Below are 18,854 nucleotides of genomic sequence, written 5' to 3'. Positions count from 1 at the left end.
GAAATTCCCTACGCTAATAAATACATCTGGGTTTCTATCAAGTGAAGCTATACTGATCAATAACACTTCTCTTGTTAATCCTTTATGGGGGATAAATGAAAAGCTTGGACATGTCTCACTCTTTTTTACGGGAAACTTGCTATTGACTTCCTCGCTAATACCGAAGAAAAGATTTTCAATTCCAGCTTACATACTCCTTCCAATAGCGATTATTGCTCTATTAAGCTATGTTACTACCATTATTTTTGGAGATAACTCTACAATAGATAATGCTCTTGAGAGTAAGATGGGGAGCACAGAAAACTATATAGGGGGTATATTGTGTAGCATAGGCATTATAGGTCTGATTGGTAGTTATTTCGCAATACGTAATAAACAAGTAAAATCATGAAACATTTCTCAATAAAAAGGACAATGAAACTATTGCGCCTCGAGCTAATGATCGAGGGGAAGGGCTTACTAACTGGATTTATAACCATGTTAGCCATTATTCTACTAGTGCTACTGAATGGACCAGACTTCACCTACGAAGTGTATAGTCGGGTGCTTCACTCCTATCTACCCTTTGTGTTTGCAGGCACAGGATTAGCCTTCTTCGCAAGAATACATCAACTACTTCATCAGAGTGCGGCACATCCTTTTGTATCTGTTCCCGCCACAGTTGGGGAGAAGTACCTCTTTATATTGCTACTAGGGGTGCTCTATTTCCTCATAGCCTCAGTTACCATACAAATCAATCTGTGGGTAGAACATGCACTGTACCCGCAGATTAATTACCACCCAGAGCCATCGGCATACAATGATTGGATGAGTAGTTGGCTGGCTAACGATTCGCTTTTCCTCTCTCCAGCCGCTTTACTCAGGGAAGAGGTATTAATTACAGGAATCTATGCAATAGGCTTGCTCTTACTCATCTCGCTATCTTTCTCATGGAAGATAATTGCCTATCCGCTCTTTGTGATTGCGCCTGTAGGAACTATCTACTTACTATCTAGACTATTTTCTATGCTCCAATGGAACCTAGTGGGCAATGAAAATGCCCCTCGCTTCTTGGGATTGGAGGCGTACCCCCTTATCCTTTCTATGATAGGAATAGCGGCTCTTGTAGGTTCCTATTTTGTATTACGCAGAAAGGAGGTGAAGTCATGAGGGAAGCACAGTCTATATTTGTGCAGATTGCCGAAGGCATCAAAGACCGAATCCTTTCGGGCGAATACCAAGCCGATGAACGCATACCCTCGGTACGCGACTTGGCAGTGGAGCTAGAGGTGAATCCTAATACCGCTATGAAGGCCTTCGATCTGCTGCAGCGGGAAGACCTCATTTACAACAAACGAGGGATGGGCTACTTCGTCTCCCCCGAGGCGAAAGCGAAAGTGGTGGAGAGCAGAAAGCGTCAGCTTCGAGAGGTAACCCTCCCCGCCCTACGCCATGAGCTAGAGCTTCTCGGGCTATCACTAGAGGATCTACTAAGGATATAAGCTATAACGTCTTGTTGAGACCGCTCAGGGAGGTCTCCTAATACCATTCATTTTGTTTGTACTACTCTGCTCGGGAGGCTTACCTCTCGAGCAAGCAGTAGTAGTATCACAAAAACATAGAAACGCAGCATTATGAAACACATGTTAGCATCAGTGCTCTTCGCTCTACTAACCACCTGGAGCGTATCTGTACAAGAAGTCACAGGTAAAGTGGTGAGCACTACAGGGGAACCACTGGAATTCGCCACCGTAAAGATTATCACCCTACCCGACAGCATAGTAATAGCTGGAGGAATCAGTAGGAAAGATGGCACCTTTGCCTTTCGGATAGACGGGAAAAGTTATCCGCTACTACTGGAGGCAAGTATGCTAGGGTTTAGCACTGCCCAAGCGCAAATAAACACTCCCAAGAATCATATACTTACACTTACAGAGGAGGCTATCATGCTCAATGAAGCTGTGATTACGGGACAGAAAATCCCGCACAAACTAGTCCCTGGAGGGCTTAGCACTGATATAATCAATACCCCTCTTGGCAAGCTAACTGACATCTACAGTATCCTAAGAGGCGTACCGATGATAGAGATTGAGGGCGAAAAGGTGACCGTGACGGGGAAAGGCACCCCTGTCATCTACCTTAATGACCGACGCATGACGGATCCGAACCAACTGAAACTACTCAAACCCTACCTAATAGACCGAATAGAAGTAGTCACCAATCCAGGAGCAGAATACAACTCCTCAGTACAATCAGTACTGAAGATATACACCAGACGCGAACCTGGGTCGGGGCTTAGTGGTATGCTCTTCGCCAGAGCTGAGCATCAGCTAGAAAGCCCAGGGGTAAGTGGCAATCCGTATATCGACCTCAACTACCGCATGGATAATTGGGACTTCTTCACCCAGTTGTATACCAGTAGGAATACAGGTATCACCAATACACCAACCATGATACTGGATGGGCGAACAGAGGACGGCAACTGGCTCAATAAATCAGCACTCAAATACTCATGGGATGGCATAAGTTTCGGAGTAATAGTCGGCGTGAACTATACCGACAAAGACCAAAGTGCTGGGGCTAAGTATTCAATTAACGGCAATAACAATACAAGTTACGGGCAGTCCGACATGCGGAGCCAATTGGATAATAATACCCCTACCCGCTACCTTGTAAAACAGATAGAGAAGGACAAGTGGAACTATACCCATAGACCTTCACTTTACTACTTGCGCAAGTTGGGAGAGTGGACTGCCCAGATAGATGCAGACTATTATCTCAATAAGAACGCACTATCCGATATACAAATCAAAGAGGGACACACGGAGGCTTACGAGCTACGAACGCTCAATAGCAGTAATGGGTCATCCAAAAGTTCTATAGGAAGCCGACTCAAAGCCAACGGACCTCTGTGGGGCGGACAATTGACCATCGGTGGGGAATACTCCATGACGAATAACCAATACTTCACCTACAACGACCAAGCGCTCAAGCTCCCCAACCTAGATAGCGAATATAAGGAGAGCCTTACGGCTCTATTTATAGACTATGGGCATAATATAGGGAAGAACTGGAACCTCTCTGCAGGTCTTCGGCTTGAGCACCTCAAGAGTCAATACATGAATAAAGGAGGGAAGGGCGATAAGCAGTACCGACAGTACACCAACTTCTTCCCTACTCTATCGATTGGCGGTCGTCTATGGGGCTTCAATACTCAGCTCTCATTCAGGAGCAATATCAATCGCCCTAGCTACTGGCAGCTACAACCTAGGTATGCTTATGTATCTAGATTTCAATACTCTGCAGGTAATCCTACGCTACACAACAGTATCAGCTACAATACCCAGGTGATGATAAATAAGAAGTGGTTTACCCTCATACTGAATGACAAATACACTGTCGATGATATATCCCAGAGAACCGTGCGGATGCCTGACCTTAATAACCCAGGCAAGTACCTACCCTATACCTCGCTCCTCGATAGCTTCAATGCCAAGCCTTACCACACAATCAATGCCATAATTGTGATTAGCCCGACTATCGGCTGGTGGAGACCTACGCTTACAGCTATGGCTGCAAAGATGATAGGATATGATGTATGGCACTTCGACCAGCACATCAAGGATCGTAAGCCTATCTTCAGGGTTATGCTGAAGAATAACTTCACCCTGCCAAAGGATATCATACTCAGTCTCGACCTTAACTGTATGACTTCTGGAGCTTCCCAAAACTACGACTTCATAGAGCCTACACTCCGCACCTATGCTCAGATATCTAAGAAGTGGCTCAAGAATAAACAACTGACCACCTCATTTAGTGTCAACAACCTATTTAATAGCAAGCAAAACTTGCTAATGGCAAAAGATAGGTATACGACTCTTACCAATCAACAGCACGTTCCTACGACCTTCACCTTTACGGTCACCTATCGCTTCAATACGACGAACGCCAAGTATAAAGGTTCGGGTGCTCTCGACTCTGTAGTAGGACGTATGGAGAACTAACCTCCTAGCGAAGAGACCTAAGCTACAACGACATTAGTTCTTAAGATTAGTGATGAAAGGTATCCAGAGCTTGGAGCACAGCTATGGGTACCTTTTTTTATCCTCGGCAGGGGGAAGTGCTTACTCTCTACCGTGTAGAGTCATAGTATACAGTATGCTGTACTACAAATAGTTGCAATGCCTCTATATGCACAACAGGCACCATACAATATCTATATTAGGGAAAATAGTTACCTTTGCTTGTTATTGATATTATAGAGTAAGAGATGAGAAAGGTAATAGCGATATCCAACCAGAAGGGTGGCGTGGGGAAGACAACTACGACAATCAACCTCGCAGCATCCCTTGTAGCACTGGAGAAAAAGGTTCTGATAATTGACGCAGACCCGCAAGCCAATGCCACCAGCGGGCTTGGGGCTACTATCGCTTCGCCCAATAAGACGGTGTACAACTGTATGATTGGCGAAGCCAATCCACATGAGTGTCTTGTAGAGACCTCGGTAGAGGGGCTGATGATCCTGCCATCTCATAGCGACCTCTCAGGAGCCGAGGTAGAGCTAGTAAGTGTAGCGAACCGAGAGCTAGTGATGAAGCGCATTACGGAGCAGCTCCGTGACGAGTACGACTTTATCTTTATAGATTGCTCTCCGAGCCTTGGTCTTATCACTGTAGCAGTACTAACGGCTGCCGACTCTGTGATTATCCCTGTGCAGTGCGAATACTTCGCACTAGAGGGAATTAGCAAACTCCTCAGCACCTTGCAGGTAGTGAAGAAGCGCACTAACCCTAACATAGAGATTGAGGGCTTCTTAATGACAATGTACGATGCACGTACGCGCCACTCCAATCAGGTATACGAGGAGGTCAAGAAGCACTTCAAAAGCCTAGTCTTTACCAGTGTTATCCACCGCAATGTACGTCTCAGCGAGGCACCTAGCTTCGGACAATCGGTACTCGACTTCGATATCGAATCGCGCGGTAGTCAAAACTACCTACAGCTGGCACGTGAGCTTCTGGAGAAAAACAAGTGATTATGAATAAGAATAACAGTAAGAAGAATAGTCTCGGACGTGGACTAGATGCCCTCATCACTACCGACTACAGCGGTGTGGCGGCGGAGGGCTCATCATCCATCAATGAGATTGCACTAGTGGATATCATCCCTAATCCCGAGCAACCCCGTACGGACTTCGATGACGAGGCACTGCAGGAGTTAGCGCAGTCCATCAAGCATATTGGTCTCATCCAACCCATCACTGTACATGCGCTATCTGACAACAAGTATAGGATTATCAGTGGAGAGCGTAGGTTTAGAGCAGCGAATATTGCGGGACTAGAGGCGATTCCCGCCTATGTCCGTACTGCCGATGATGAACAGATTATGGAGATGGCGCTGATCGAGAATATACAGCGTCAGGATCTCAATGCCATTGAAGTGGCTCTGGCTTTTAAGAATCTCATAGAGCGCTACGACCTCACCCAAGAGGAGCTAAGCGCCCGTGTGGGTAAGAAGCGCGCCACTATCTCGAATACAATCCGCCTACTCAAGCTCCCCGCAGAGATTCAGATGGGACTCAAGGATGGCAAAGTATCGATGGGGCATGCACGCTCTCTCCTCGGCATTGAAGACCCAGAGGTACAGCTCGCTTTCTATGAGCAGGTACTCCGAGATCAGATATCGGTAAGAGAACTAGAGCAGATGGTACGCACGTACAACGAACCTGATACTGAAGCCCCCAGCAAACAGCCTACGAAGCAAGCGAAGCCACTCAATAGTAGTGAGGAAGTAAAGCTCCTCACCAAGCGCTTCCGCAATCTATTCGGCACGAAGGTCTCTATGACACTCAGCGAGAAAGGGAAAGGCAAGATTGCCATCCCGTTTGAGAATAACGACCAACTGGAGCATATCCTTACGCTCCTCGACAAGCTATGATACAGGCTCTCAGGTATAGCTTCTGGACTATATTAGTCACAGTAGTCTTCGCGCTCTCTGCCCATGGGCAGCAGGTACCCGACACTATACCTACGCCGACCAAGGAGGAAATAGCCAATCAGATACAGCGAGTCACCCCAAAAACAGAAGCGGCAAAGGAAACCGCTAAAAAATTAGCAGCAGTAGCGCCTATACAGACTAAAGACGGCAAACCTTGGAAACCCAATTCTACGAAAGCCGTACTCTTTAGCATTATACCCGGAGGTGGACAGATCTACAATAGGGTCTACTGGAAACTGCCTATCGTTATAGGTGCCTACACTGCTTGCTATTACGCTATCTCCTGGAATAATAATAACCTCAACGAATATGCCACTGCGTTTCGTGACATCAAGAGCGACACACCAATGGAGTTTCAGTCGTGGAAAGAGTTTGTACCCTTTGGTGCGGATCCCGAGAGCTATGTGAATAACTCCGCCTTCCATGACCAGCTGAAGCGTGGTCGGGACTTCTTCCGCCGCTATCGCGACATGAGTATCATTGTTAGCGTGGCTGTCTATGCGCTCTTTATGATCGATGCTTATGTAGATGCCGAGCTGTATAGCTTCGACATCTCCCCCAACCTCACCCTCACCTATTCGCCAGCATACATGCCCCCTACTCCACAGACCCCCGATAGTGGTGTGGGCATACAATTAGCACTTACATTCTAATGAATAGAGCCTTACAACAGCTACTTATCGGGATAACCCTCCTCCTGCTCCCCCCTATGGCTTCGGCACAAGAGGAGATGAAGATAGGCGACATCGGGCGATTGCCCGAGAGCTTCGAAATGACTTTCGACTCCCTATTCAATAATAGATACAGAGAGTACTACAACCTCGCCAAACCAGTACGAACTACCGAGGAGACCCGTACCCTAGACCAGCTCTACCGCAACCGTCTCCATTCTATGGAGAGCGCTATCCCTCTCACGTACAATCCTACGGTACGTGAGGCTATCGAGCTATACGTAAATAAGCGTAGTAGTCTCCTAAGTGTAATGCTCGCCAAAGCCACCTATTACTTCCCCATTATCGAGGCCGCACTTGATAAGTATGGGCTCCCGCTAGAGCTTAAGTACCTCGCTATCGTAGAGAGTGCCCTTACCCCCACTGCCGTTAGCCGTGCTGGTGCTAAAGGGCTATGGCAGTTCATGCTCCCTACAGGCAAGGCTTACGGTCTACATATAGATAGTATGGTGGATGAGCGCTGCGACCCTCGGAAAAGCTCCGAGGCGATGGCTCGGTACTTCAAAGATATGTACGCTTTATATGGCGATTGGATGCTGGCTATCGCTGCCTACAACTGCGGTCCAGGCAATATCAATAAGGCTATTCGGCGGTCGGGCGGCAAGACAGACTTCTGGCAGATCTACCAGCACCTGCCTAGGGAGACCCGCTCCTACGTCCCATTCTTTATCGCAGCATTTTATGCGATGGAGCATTATCAGGAGCACAACATCCGCCCGTACACTGTTACGGTTCCGCTAGCAACTGACACCGTGCATATCAATAGGAAAGTAACCTTTAGTGAGATTAGTACCCTTAGTGGCGTCGGCCTAGATATTATCAGGGATCTCAACCCTCAATACCGTAGAGAGATTATCCCTGGGAATAACGGCACACAGATACTACGGCTACCTACTGCCGATGCCACTAGCTTTAGTATCAAGAAGGACTCCCTCGCTCTCCTCTACAAAGAGAAACTGCCACCTCTCAGCACTACTGATACTACGCTTGCTACCACCCACGAAGAAGACAGTGAGCAAGCGCTTGGTGAAACCATTACGCATACTGTATCCAAGGGTGAGACGCTATCAAGCATTGCTCGCAAATACGGCGTCGGCGTCAAGGAGATCAAGGACTGGAATAGTCTACGCACCGACCGACTCAAGAGAGGTCAGAGCCTTCGTATAGAGCAGTCGGGTAGTAAAACCATAGCAAAAGTGACTAAGACCAAGCCAGAACCCGAGTTTAGGTATCATACCGTAAAGCGCGGTGAAACGCTCTCCAGTATCGCTGCAAAGTACAAGGGCGCTACTGTAGCCAAGATCCGTAAGGCAAATGGCATCAGAGGGAATATGATTAGACTTGGGCAGAAACTCAAGATTCCGAGATAGCCTCTCAAAGACTAAGGAGAGAGGGAAGCGACAACGTTTTTTGAATATTTCCGTAATGACGATTAATAGATATATATGATGAAGAAGGATTTATCAGAGGCAGCAAGGGCATACCATGCCCTTCCGCAGCCTGGCAAAATAGAGGTACGACCCACCAAACCATACCTTACTCAGCGAGACCTAACGCTCGCTTATAGCCCAGGCGTAGCAGTGCCTTGCTTAGATATAGAGACAGAGCCCGAACAGGCTTACGACTTTACCTCCAAAGGCAACCTAGTGGCAGTGATTTCCAACGGTACAGCAGTACTCGGACTAGGCGATATTGGGGCTCTAGCAGGCAAACCAGTAATGGAGGGCAAAGGTCTCCTATTCAAGATATACGCAGGTATCGATGTCTTCGACATAGAGATCGACGAGAAAGACCCAGTAAAGTTCGTGGAGATTGTCAAGTCTCTAGCGCCCACATTTGGTGGTATCAACCTGGAGGATATCAAAGCTCCTGAGTGCTTCTATATCGAGCAGGAGCTCAAGAAGCAATTGGACATCCCAGTGATGCACGATGACCAACACGGTACCGCCATCATATCTGCCGCTGGACTACTCAACGCGCTCAAGATAGCGGGCAAGAAGATAGAGGAAGTCAAGATTGTAGTAAGTGGCGCAGGCGCTTCGGCTCTCTCCTGTACCAAACTCTATGTAGCTCTCGGAGCGCGTATTGAGAATATTATAATGCTCGACTCCAAAGGCGCTATCCGTAAGGATAGACCCAACCTTTCCGAAGCAAAGGCCTACTTCGCTACAGCACGCGATGTCCATGACCTTGCAGATGCTATCGTAGGAGCCGATGTATTCCTCGGGCTCTCACGTGCTGGAGTACTCAAGACTGAGATGGTACAGCAGATGGCTCCAAGCCCTATCATCTTCGCCCTTGCTAACCCTGATCCAGAGATTACCTACGAAGAGGCTATGGCAGCCCGCCCTGATGTCTTGATGGCAACAGGGAGGTCGGACTATCCTAACCAGATCAATAACGTTATCGGATTCCCATACATCTTCCGAGGTGCACTAGACGTACGCGCCACTGGCATCAACGAAGAGATGAAGATGGCTGCCACGAAAGCCATTGCGGAGCTAGCCCTAGAGCCAGTACCCGAAGAGGTATCACTAGCTTATGGCAATATACCTCTACACTTCGGACCTAGCTACTTCATTCCCAAGCCAGTCGACCCACGCCTGATTCTCCGTGTTTCACTAGCAGTGGCTAAGGCTGCCATCGAGTCGGGCGTTGCACGCAAGGTTATCACCGATTGGGAGGCATACGAAGAAGAAGTATTTGCTCGTGTAGGCAATGTCAATAGCCTAGTCCGTAGGGTATACAACTCTGCGAAGCTCAATCCAAGACGTATCGTCTTTGCAGCAGGCGAGCATACCGTATCTGTCAAAGCAGCAGTAGAAGTGCTCCGACAGGGTATCGGTCAACCTATCATCTTGGGCGACGCCGAAAGCATTCGTCACAAGGCGATGATCAACGAGCTCGACCTCACAGGTGTGACGGTTATCAATCATAGATCGCCAGAGTTCCACGAGAAGAGAATACAGTATGCGCAGCAATTCGCTAAGCAAAACTGGCGCAAAGGTGGGAAGATTAGCGAAGCCCAAGACAAAATGTACGACCCCAACTACTTTGGGATGATGATGGTACAATGCGGAGATGCCGAGGGCATGATTACTGGATTGTATTCAAACTACAACTACCTCAAGGAGGTAGCACTCTCTACAGTAGGTGTCAAGGAAGGCTTCAGCCACTTTGCCACCATGCACATGGTAACGCTCAAGAAAGGACCTCTCTTCCTCGTAGACACGCTTATCAATCAAAATCTTAAGGCAGATACGTTAGTAGATATTACAGTGCTTGCTGCGGATAAGGTAAGATGCCTAGGGCTTGAGCCTAATATCGCACTCGTCAACTTCTCAGACTTTGGAAGCGGCAGCGCAGAATCGTCAGTAGAGGCTCGCAAAGCAGTAGCCATCCTACACGATAAGTATCCCGACCTTCATGTAGATGGTGAGATGCAAGTAACTACAGCGCTCAATCCACAAAAGCGCGATGAAGAGTATCCTGACAATAAGATAAAAGGGCAAAAGGCGAATATCCTCGTCTTCCCTCGCCTTTCTGCCGCCAATGCCTGCTACCAGCTACTAAAGTCGCTAGATAGCACCGAGAGCGTAGTAGGTCCTATCCAGATTGGGCTTGCTAAGCCAATCTACTTCGTAGACCACGGAGCTACAGTCAAAGAGATTGTAGATGTAGCAGCGCTCACCTCATTAGACACCGTAGGCTGTCTCAACTAACAACAGCAAAGCATACACTTTAGCGAATAGGGCTGGTTCCAAGTACGGAGCCAGCCCTACTCTTTACACCTCACCCAAACGTCCTCTACCGAGAAGACACACTCAATATACCGAGTAGAGAAAGTCTCTCCCGCAAGGGACCGGAGTCCCTGACGGGAAGAACTAGAGTCCCTCGCCTGAGGGACTGCCTCTGATATATAGACTACCGTACAGTGCGAACGCTTGTAGAAGGGCACGCATTACGCCAACACAACTTCTCTATAGGGGAAAAATTCTCCTATTAATGCCACCCAGCACAAAACTTCCGTTAATTTACAAGCTAAAACACAGCCTCTCTAAATTTTCTAAGAGAAAGGAACAGAACCTATTTTCTTATATTTTCTCATTAAATATTCATTTTCCACACCAAACTCTCACCCTAATACACCAGACAAAAGTTTGTTATTCTAAAGAAAAATATATATCTTTCGACCACTTTTAGTGAATTCTTGTCATTAGGTATAAGATAACATCTATACCAAAGCTAGATTTCACCAGATATGAGAGATAAATAACACTGACCCGAGTACGATACTTGTGTCACATTAACAATTCAACAAAATAATCAGATCTATGACAAAAATTACACAATTGTCTATTTACTTGGTGGGTTCGCTTCTACTCCTTGTAGGTCTCACCAATTGTGTCCCAAACCAGGACATCAATGCTAAGGGTGACGTAACGACCCTATCTATCAGTAAGGGTGACGTCACCTTTGCAAATACAGGAGGTCAAGAAAAGATAACTATTGAGACCAATAGTGATGCTTGGGACTTCTTTACTAACACTACAGAGGAGTGGCTCAAGGTAACCAAAGAGGGCGACAATGCACTCATCTCTGTATCTGAAAATAAAACTGCTGACGACCGCACAGCGACATTAGTCATCTCAGCCAATGGTGTAAATAAGAATATCAGCATCAAACAATCAAGTGCTGATGTCATCTTCACTTTATCAGAAAATAATGAATTGGTTCTCCCTGCACAGGGCGGTATAAAGATCGTAGCAGTTGAGTCCAACAACGCTTCATGGCGCCTAGAGCCTCTTGCAAGCGAGATAGAGTGGCTTAGCATAAAGGGCGGTAACGGGCAGAGCGATATGCTCGTAATAGAAACCACCACTAATCCTAGCTTTGAAACTCGTACGGCAGAAGTTATTGCCACACTTAGCAATGGCACAAAGAAACTTATCTCCATCAAACAAATAGGGACAGCAAAGTATCTGCTACCATTTGACCAAGACTGGAGAGAGTACAGTGAGTATAACCTCATACAGCACGAGCAAGCTCGTGGATCTGTAATGCAGCAATATGCTTTTCCTCAAAAGGGAGATGCTTTTTCATCACCTAAGAAAGGGAAGATCATATTCAATACGTCTAGTAGCGTTATGCCGTTACTGATCTATACAACAACAATAATAGATCCTAAGTATGAACAATCTATCCTCAAGCTAATATATAAGGATACAGAAAATCGTGTGGAGATAGATGAGTACGCAGCCTTTCTAGTTAAAAATAATTATGAAGAAACACCTTCAAGACAACCTGAAAAAAGGCGCCACTTCACAAGGAAAGATGGGAAGGCAATTGCCATTATAGATTTTGACCCTGCCTATGGGGATTTTGCCTTAGTGGGATTTGTACCTGTTTATCCTCAAGAACAAGCCTATGCGACTTTCTCTGTTCTACCAAAGGGAGCAAATGGAAAAGTTTACGACACAGTTTTCAACAAAAAAGATAAGAAACTTGACGATGTTCTTCGTCTAGAGAAGAGCCTTGGGAGTACAGAGAAAGCGAGAAAGATGAATGATGCTCCCTACGATCAAGAAATCGAAAATATATTGTTTGAACCAAAAGCAAATCAGCAACTTAAGACAGAAGAAGAAAACTTACGCTGGTATGGCTTTTACCACCACACTCAGTCTAAGATTCAGTTTGCACCTGAATACTTAGGATCTGTCAATGAGTACATCTTGTTTTTCAAGGAGTACACCCGAGCCGTTTATCTCAAGCCTAAAAACTCTGGATGGGATGTAACGGAAGAGTTCCATAAACTCCTCAAAAAAGAAGGTTACTCATTCTTGCGCAATCTCAATGGTACACAGCTGTATTTAAAAGAAATAAAGGATGCTAAAGAAGTCCTACACGTCACCTTTAGCAATAATATCAACGACCCGATAATGGGAGGAAATCCTCACGTTCAGATAGGCTACTTCCAAATACCTAATGAAAAAGAAGGATCTTCAGCTAAACCTAACTTTAGCAGTCACAAATATCCTGAGTATCAGTTTACACGTCTGAAGTCAGGCGAATATCAACTGATATTGATAGAGGGAGACAACACCTCTCCTCTGTTTCAAAAGTAAGAATTGCATTTAAGACTAAAAGAATTGTCAGATGAAAAACAGAATACTTCAATGGTGTGCTCTTCTCTGTACACTTGTCTGTTTGGCAAGTTGCCAGAAGAGTGATACCTCGAGAAAAGGCAACACGCCCCAGACGATTGAACTATCTTCTGAAAGCATAGAGCTTGGGAAGATAGAGACAAGTGCGGAGGTGATGGTAAAAGCCTCAGCGACTTCTTGGAATGCCTTCTTTACCCCCGAGGTAAAATGGGCTTCGATAAAGCAGGAAGGGGATAAGATCATGATTACTACTGATCCCAACCTTACTTCCCAGCCAAGAAGCACCACAATAGTGGTTACCTCGGAGGGCGCAATGAAGAAAGTAAGCCTACGGCAGAGTGCTGCCGACGCAGCATTGACACTAACCAATAATGTAGTCAATGCCCCTATCCGTGGAGGACTAATAACAGTAGAGGTAAAGGCGAACACTACCAAATGGTCACTCACAGACCTCCCGAAAGGGGACGATTGGATTGAAGCAAAAGCCGACAAAAAAGCAGGACTTATCTATCTAGAGGTTAAGCCTAATAAGACAGTTGAGCAAAGAGAGGTTGTTATCGGCATCAATGTTGAGGGTGGCGACAAGAAAGAGATGACGGTCACTCAGAAAGGTCGTCTAGCCTATGCGCTCCCTTTTGAACAGAACTTACGCGTATTTGATGTAGGAGCTATCATCAGGCACGGGGTAGAAAAAGGCTATATACTTGGGTTTTATTTACCTTCAGAAGAGACATGGCTAGGAAAAAGTGACCACGTACTATTCTTCCTTACGGGACTAGAGAAAACGCCCACAATTATCTACAGAAGAAGCGCAGAGTATGTTCTAGCATACCAGACGGCTGAAGTTCCAATCGCAGATAAGACGGAACTTCAAAAAGGAGGTGGCTATCGTACTTTTCTAGAGGCAAATGGCTATAAAGAAAGACATGGTTCCACTGATGAAAAGCCAAAGCTTGAAAACCAAGATGGCTCACTATGGCTAGATCTTAAAGCAGTAAAAGACAAGTTTGACTCCTCAAAGGTGATAGGGTATGTTGCTCAGTTTATGCCTCAGATCATTCAAGACAAGCCTTATGAGACCTTCCCTAAGCTCCCTCTAGAGCCTACGGATCTAATTAAGATGCTCAACAACTCCAATTATCACTTCAGCGATGTAAAGAGCTTGGAAGAAGGACTTGGTAGCACTGTTTTGCATCACTTGACCGTTAAAGACATGGATCCTTCTCATCAGTATTGTAAAAATGACGATGAGACCATCCATATGGTCTATAAAATAAAGAAAGATAAAACTGATAAGCATATTGCAGACTATAGATTCTCTAGCTACAATGTTACATCAATTGACAAACATGGGGCGAAAAACGTAGCGCCAGAGTTTATTCAATCCATGAATATGCTTCGACTCTGCTTCGTTGATTATAACTTAGGAGTATTTATGCCTGATGAAAAGTCATATAAAGTAACACGAGAATTCAATGACCTACTCGTTGCTAATGGATTCAGGTATTCAGGTATAAGACGAGATGGCATAGATTATATTCGTGAGTCCGACAATATGTTATTACGGATTCAGATGTTCTTAGGCTCAGAAGCCCAAAAATGGTTTGAAGGGCATGACAAGATGATGTCATTGACATTAACTCGTCCTGAAAGCAATCTCAAAGCTGCCATAGCAGCAGACGACCAGTTGTTTTATGAAGCTGCTATGCGAGGGGAATACGCCGAGAGACACTTCGTTAATGATATCCTCAACGCTTCCCAGTGTTTCTCCCCTATTCTAAAACAAATGAAGAACTAACACCCATTATGAGAAGAAGATTAAAATTATATACCACTATACCACTACTCTTTTTGCTCTTTACTCTCCATAGCTGCGCCAATAGTAGAGAGGAAATAAAGGAGAAGAATCAAGACGTAGTGGAGAATTCCTCCTCTGTTCCTTTTAATATGACAGAGGACGAAATGGCAGCTCTGCGAGCCAATAATATCACACGAGGACAACTTATCATAAAGCTATCCGACTCTGGATTGAGAAGCTTGGGGGACTATCGAGTAATGCCTGAGGAGCTCAACCTAAGAAGTCTCCCTAGTGAGACTCAGAGTATTTTAAGAAGTATCGGCACCAAGAGAATGACGCGACTATTTCCACCTGCAGGTGAATTTGAAGAGCGCACAAAGCGAGAGGGACTAGACCGTTGGATGATACTTGAGTTTGATGAACAGCAAGAACTACCCGAGACTCGCTCGATGGTACGTAGTCTGGAGGACTTTGAGTATGTCGAATTCTCATATGTTCAAACGCTTCCTAAGGTAAAGGTCACGCCTATGTCTGCCGACGAAATTCCTAAGGAAGAAAAGGCAGATGCAATCTCTGGTTTCAATGACCCCTTCCTATCCCTACAGTGGCACTACTACAACAATGGTACCAGAGTGTACTCTAAGCCAAGAGCAGATATCAACCTCTTCGAAGCTTGGGAGGTAGAGACAGGTTCGCCTAAGGTTAAGGTATGTGTCGTAGATGGCGGCATCGACCTCAAGCATGAAGACCTAGTAGATAATCTCGACATAGAGAATAGCTACAACTTCATTAAAGATAAAGATGGGAAAGACCATGGCAAAAACATATATCCAGACGTTGATGGTCACGGAACCCACGTAGCTGGTACTGTTGCCGCTGTGAATAACAACGGGAAGGGTGTCGCCGGTATCGCTGGTGGAGATGGAAAAGGCAAAGGTATTCGCCTAATCAGTGCTCAGGTATATGGCTATAGCAATGATAAAACACCTCCTTCGTCCATAGGTATCAAATACGGTGCAGACCATGGCGCCGTTATCAGCCAGAACTCTTGGGGCTATAGATATCCAGGACCTCGCCAAGTACTTCCACACGATAAAGAGTCTATCGACTACTTTATCAAGTATGCTGGCATGGATAAGGACGGCAAGAAACAACTCCCAGACTCTCCTATGGCAGGAGGAGTAGTGATATTTGCAGCTGGTAATGACTACGTAGGCTATGATGCCTCTCCTGCTATGTATTCAGAAGTAATTGCTGTATCATCTATGGCAAGTGACTTCACCAAGTCGGAGTTTACCAACTATGGTAGTTGGGTCGATATCATGGCTCCAGGTGGAGACCAAGGCAAGTTCGGGAAGTTTGGTGGTGTCTTCAGCACATTACCGAAGAATAAGTATGGATTTATGCAGGGGACTTCCATGGCTTGTCCTCATGTATCAGGCATTGCCGCATTGGTCGTTTCCAAATATGGCAAGCAGGGCTTTACCAATAAACAACTTAAAGAGATGCTCACTACAGCACTGCGTCCTTACGACATCAATGCGCTCAACCATGCCAACTATCGTGGGAAACTTGGTGCCGGATACATAGATGCCGCTAGAGCTCTAGACGCTAAAGGGGCAAACAATACTGCTCCTGCAACCCCAGCCAACGTAGTCGCTACTGCAGACTATACCTATGTAGACTTTACATGGGATGTATCTAAGGATGCCGATGCGCACAACCAGGTAGCACAGTTCTACGACCTCTATATTACCGACAAGGCTATCACCAACGATAGTGAGCTAGACCAGCTTACCCCTATCAAGATCTTCGGTGAGACCCTCAGGGTAGGACAAAAGGTAAAATACACCTCTGATGAACTTACAGACGAAGGCAAGTACTTCTATGCTATCCGTGCTGTCGACCGCTGGGGTGCTAAGTCTGGTGTCGTAAAGGGTGAGTTCCAGACCAAAAAGAACGAAGCTCCTGCCGTCATTAGCGGGCTATCCGATATGCCTCTTATCCTCACCAATAGGTCTACCCTAGACCTCGTACTAACCGTGAAGGATCCAGAGGGTCATAAGTGGACTCTCGACAAGAGTGGTATACTCGAGGGCGTAGTGATAAAGCGTAATAGTGGTGAAGATAAAGTCAATATCACTATCTATCCTGAGCAGCCTGAGGGTGAATACACCTTTACCCTAAAGCTCATCGATGAGCACAAGAAAGCTAAGGAGTACCCTATCACCTACAAGGTGGTCAAATACCAAGCGCCTAGATTTGTAGGATCCAAGGATATTATCGTAGGTCTCAAAGACAAAGGCTATAAGATTGCCCTTACCGATATTATCTCTTTTGCCCAAGGGATGAAAACAGCAATCTCTATCACAGGAGCAAAAGACAACATCATCGATGCCAAGGTCAATGAGGGCATGCTTATCCTCGACCCTAAGGCTATTGGGGTCTCTCCTTTGACACTCACTTATGATGATGGGATTAATAGATCAAGCTCTGATCTGAAGATTAGCGTAGTCCAGGATATAGAAGCCTCAGTATATCTTCTTTACCCAATACCTACCAAGACTGAACTAAATATAGCACTCAATAGAGAGCTCAAGTCTGCAACCTTTGTGATTACCTCTGTAAGGGGAGAGGTATTGCTCAGAGAAGAAAAGATCATCGATAATCGCCACCATGTGACCCTTGATGTACATAAATTGGTAGCTGGCACCTATACCCTAACAGTGGTATCGGCAAAGGGCACCTATCGCACCTCTTTCCTAAAACATTAATATCCAATTAGATTATTATAGAGATGAAAACAAAGCTATTTATCTCCGCACTGCTACTTTCTTGGGTATTGAGTGCATCGGCTCAGATAGGTCGTCCTCTCCCAGTATTGCAAAGCAACCCCGATGCTCGCACAGCGGCTATGGGCGGAGCCACAGGAGCGAAAACAGATAGAATGTATCTATTTAGCTCTCCCAGTGCTATGCTCTTTCAGGATCAGAAACTACGGTTTGACTTCAGTACAGAAATGTACCCCAAGGTTCAGGACATCACAGGGCGTACTATGCAATACAACCTTACTGGAGCCTATCATTTTCTAGACCGCCATGCAGCATTCCTAGGCTTCAGATACCAGGGTGGCACTGAGCATACCTATATAGATGGCAATCTAGAGAGCAATAGAGTCGTTGTCAAGCCCTTTAATTGGATCATCGACGCTGGCTATGCATTCAAGCTTAGCGAACAATTCTCGGTTGATGCTTCTGCTAACCTCATTGCCTCATGGATTGGTAAGGGTTCCTACACTGGCAGCTTTGCTCTTGGAGTTTACTACCAAGGCGACGTAACCCTTGGCTATATCCCAGCAATAGCTAGCGTAGGGCTGAGGGTAATGGACATAGGTGCACCTCTCTCATATAAGGCGGAGGGCATGAGCTATGCTCTACCTACTTCTCTCCAATTGAGCGGTGGGCTAGATCTCCAGCTGACTCCTAAACATCAAGTAAACCTACTTGCAGGTACTCGTTATTTCTTCCTCCCCAAGGAGGCGAGTCTATTCACCATGGGGCTAGGTACCGAATATGGGTATAAAGGTTTCCTCTTTGCTCGTGCAGGATTCCAGTATGGTCAGCATGCACAATCCTTTGGCACACTAGGTCTAGGTGGTAAATACCAAGGTATTACACTAGATACTGCCTATAGGATTTCTACCGCAAAAGATTTTGGAGTAAATACGCTCCTCATATCCCTAGGCTATAGCTTCTGAGCATAGGCCTACTTACAGAATAAAGCAAGAGGGTGCTGAAGACTTCTTCGGTGCCCTCTTTTTTCATGCTGGCTATCCTGAATTGTACTCGGTATTGGTCATATAAAGAGACTGTTGCACGGCGGCGAACTACTGCGTTACTTTCGACTTTCGGCTTCGGTCACGTACGTGAGTACGCTCCCGTCAGCCTCAGTCTCTGTGCCTTGTATTTCACCACCGTGCAACATTCTAAAATATACGACCCCTACGTCTCAAAATGACGACCGACCTAGATTCATTGACTACTATAGGAGATAACAGATAGAAAAGGTAATATTCCGTCCTTGCTGCTGATAAGGGCTGATGGATGCCACAAAATACCTACTTATAGGGATACCCTATTATTCATAATCTTTTTATCTTTGTGCCAATGTTAAAGGAGCATTCTA

Annotated in this window: 13 protein-coding genes; all 13 read left to right on the top strand. The window is 45.9% G+C overall.

Features of this window, described 5'->3' with window-relative positions:
- The coding region (locus tag IX315_RS05170; RefSeq protein ID WP_211837248.1) for a hypothetical protein at nucleotides 1-391 on the top strand (391 nt) is incomplete at its 5' end.
- Between the two features lie 23 nt (nucleotides 392-414).
- A complete protein-coding gene (locus IX315_RS05165; RefSeq protein WP_134849902.1) occupies nucleotides 415-1,149 on the top strand; it encodes a hypothetical protein in 735 nt (244 codons plus the stop codon).
- Complete coding sequence (locus IX315_RS05160) at nucleotides 1,146-1,481, top strand: GntR family transcriptional regulator (protein ID WP_018358545.1); 336 nt, start codon at nucleotides 1,146-1,148, stop codon at nucleotides 1,479-1,481. Before IX315_RS05165 ends, IX315_RS05160 begins: the two co-directional genes overlap by 4 nt.
- Before the next feature lie 132 nt (nucleotides 1,482-1,613).
- Nucleotides 1,614-3,983, top strand: a complete 2,370-nt coding sequence (locus tag IX315_RS05155) for a TonB-dependent receptor domain-containing protein (protein ID WP_211837247.1) — start codon at nucleotides 1,614-1,616, stop codon at nucleotides 3,981-3,983.
- A 266-nt stretch (nucleotides 3,984-4,249) separates the two neighbouring features.
- Nucleotides 4,250-5,014, top strand: a complete 765-nt coding sequence (locus tag IX315_RS05150) for a ParA family protein (RefSeq protein ID WP_018358548.1) — start codon at nucleotides 4,250-4,252, stop codon at nucleotides 5,012-5,014.
- Between the two features lie 2 nt (nucleotides 5,015-5,016).
- Nucleotides 5,017-5,916, top strand: a complete 900-nt coding sequence (locus IX315_RS05145; RefSeq protein WP_018358549.1) for a ParB/RepB/Spo0J family partition protein — start codon at nucleotides 5,017-5,019, stop codon at nucleotides 5,914-5,916.
- Entirely contained in the window at nucleotides 5,913-6,629 is a 717-nt protein-coding gene (locus tag IX315_RS05140) for a DUF5683 domain-containing protein (protein ID WP_211635157.1), read from the top strand. Before IX315_RS05145 ends, IX315_RS05140 begins: the two co-directional genes overlap by 4 nt.
- On the top strand, nucleotides 6,629-8,077 hold the full coding sequence (locus tag IX315_RS05135) for a lytic transglycosylase domain-containing protein (RefSeq protein ID WP_211635158.1): 1,449 nt from the start codon (nucleotides 6,629-6,631) through the stop codon (nucleotides 8,075-8,077). Before IX315_RS05140 ends, IX315_RS05135 begins: the two co-directional genes overlap by 1 nt.
- Nucleotides 8,078-8,155: 78 nt before the next feature.
- Entirely contained in the window at nucleotides 8,156-10,429 is a 2,274-nt protein-coding gene (locus IX315_RS05130) for an NADP-dependent malic enzyme (RefSeq protein ID WP_026215689.1), read from the top strand.
- A gap of 612 nt (nucleotides 10,430-11,041) precedes the next feature.
- Complete coding sequence (locus IX315_RS05125; RefSeq protein WP_018358553.1) at nucleotides 11,042-12,832, top strand: BACON domain-containing protein; 1,791 nt, start codon at nucleotides 11,042-11,044, stop codon at nucleotides 12,830-12,832.
- Nucleotides 12,833-12,863: 31 nt separating this feature from the next.
- A complete protein-coding gene (locus IX315_RS05120) occupies nucleotides 12,864-14,669 on the top strand; it encodes a BACON domain-containing protein (protein ID WP_211635162.1) in 1,806 nt (601 codons plus the stop codon).
- A 149-nt stretch (nucleotides 14,670-14,818) separates the two neighbouring features.
- Nucleotides 14,819-17,443: a S8 family serine peptidase gene (locus IX315_RS05115; RefSeq protein WP_211635163.1), complete on the top strand. Its 2,625-nt coding sequence runs from the start codon at nucleotides 14,819-14,821 to the stop codon at nucleotides 17,441-17,443.
- A gap of 23 nt (nucleotides 17,444-17,466) precedes the next feature.
- Nucleotides 17,467-18,426, top strand: a complete 960-nt coding sequence (locus IX315_RS05110; protein WP_211639554.1) for a PorV/PorQ family protein — start codon at nucleotides 17,467-17,469, stop codon at nucleotides 18,424-18,426.
- The last annotated feature ends 428 nt before the right edge of the window (nucleotides 18,427-18,854 follow it).

Origin of the sequence: Porphyromonas levii (genome assembly GCF_018206105.1) — a bacterium.
In the GTDB taxonomy this organism is placed as follows: domain Bacteria; phylum Bacteroidota; class Bacteroidia; order Bacteroidales; family Porphyromonadaceae; genus Porphyromonas_A; species Porphyromonas_A levii.
The sequence above is the reverse complement of the archived record's forward strand: the minus strand, read 5'-3'. Positions and strand labels throughout refer to the sequence as shown.

Coding starts and splice junctions, on each gene's coding strand:
- IX315_RS05165 (WP_134849902.1), top strand. CDS start 415: ATGAAACTATTGCGCCTCGAGCTAATGATCGAGGGGAAGGGCTTACTA.
- IX315_RS05160 (WP_018358545.1), top strand. CDS start 1,146: ATGAGGGAAGCACAGTCTATATTTGTGCAGATTGCCGAAGGCATCAAA.
- IX315_RS05155 (WP_211837247.1), top strand. CDS start 1,614: ATGAAACACATGTTAGCATCAGTGCTCTTCGCTCTACTAACCACCTGG.
- IX315_RS05150 (WP_018358548.1), top strand. CDS start 4,250: ATGAGAAAGGTAATAGCGATATCCAACCAGAAGGGTGGCGTGGGGAAG.
- IX315_RS05145 (WP_018358549.1), top strand. CDS start 5,017: ATGAATAAGAATAACAGTAAGAAGAATAGTCTCGGACGTGGACTAGAT.
- IX315_RS05140 (WP_211635157.1), top strand. CDS start 5,913: ATGATACAGGCTCTCAGGTATAGCTTCTGGACTATATTAGTCACAGTA.
- IX315_RS05135 (WP_211635158.1), top strand. CDS start 6,629: ATGAATAGAGCCTTACAACAGCTACTTATCGGGATAACCCTCCTCCTG.
- IX315_RS05130 (WP_026215689.1), top strand. CDS start 8,156: ATGAAGAAGGATTTATCAGAGGCAGCAAGGGCATACCATGCCCTTCCG.
- IX315_RS05125 (WP_018358553.1), top strand. CDS start 11,042: ATGACAAAAATTACACAATTGTCTATTTACTTGGTGGGTTCGCTTCTA.
- IX315_RS05120 (WP_211635162.1), top strand. CDS start 12,864: ATGAAAAACAGAATACTTCAATGGTGTGCTCTTCTCTGTACACTTGTC.
- IX315_RS05115 (WP_211635163.1), top strand. CDS start 14,819: ATGACAGAGGACGAAATGGCAGCTCTGCGAGCCAATAATATCACACGA.
- IX315_RS05110 (WP_211639554.1), top strand. CDS start 17,467: ATGAAAACAAAGCTATTTATCTCCGCACTGCTACTTTCTTGGGTATTG.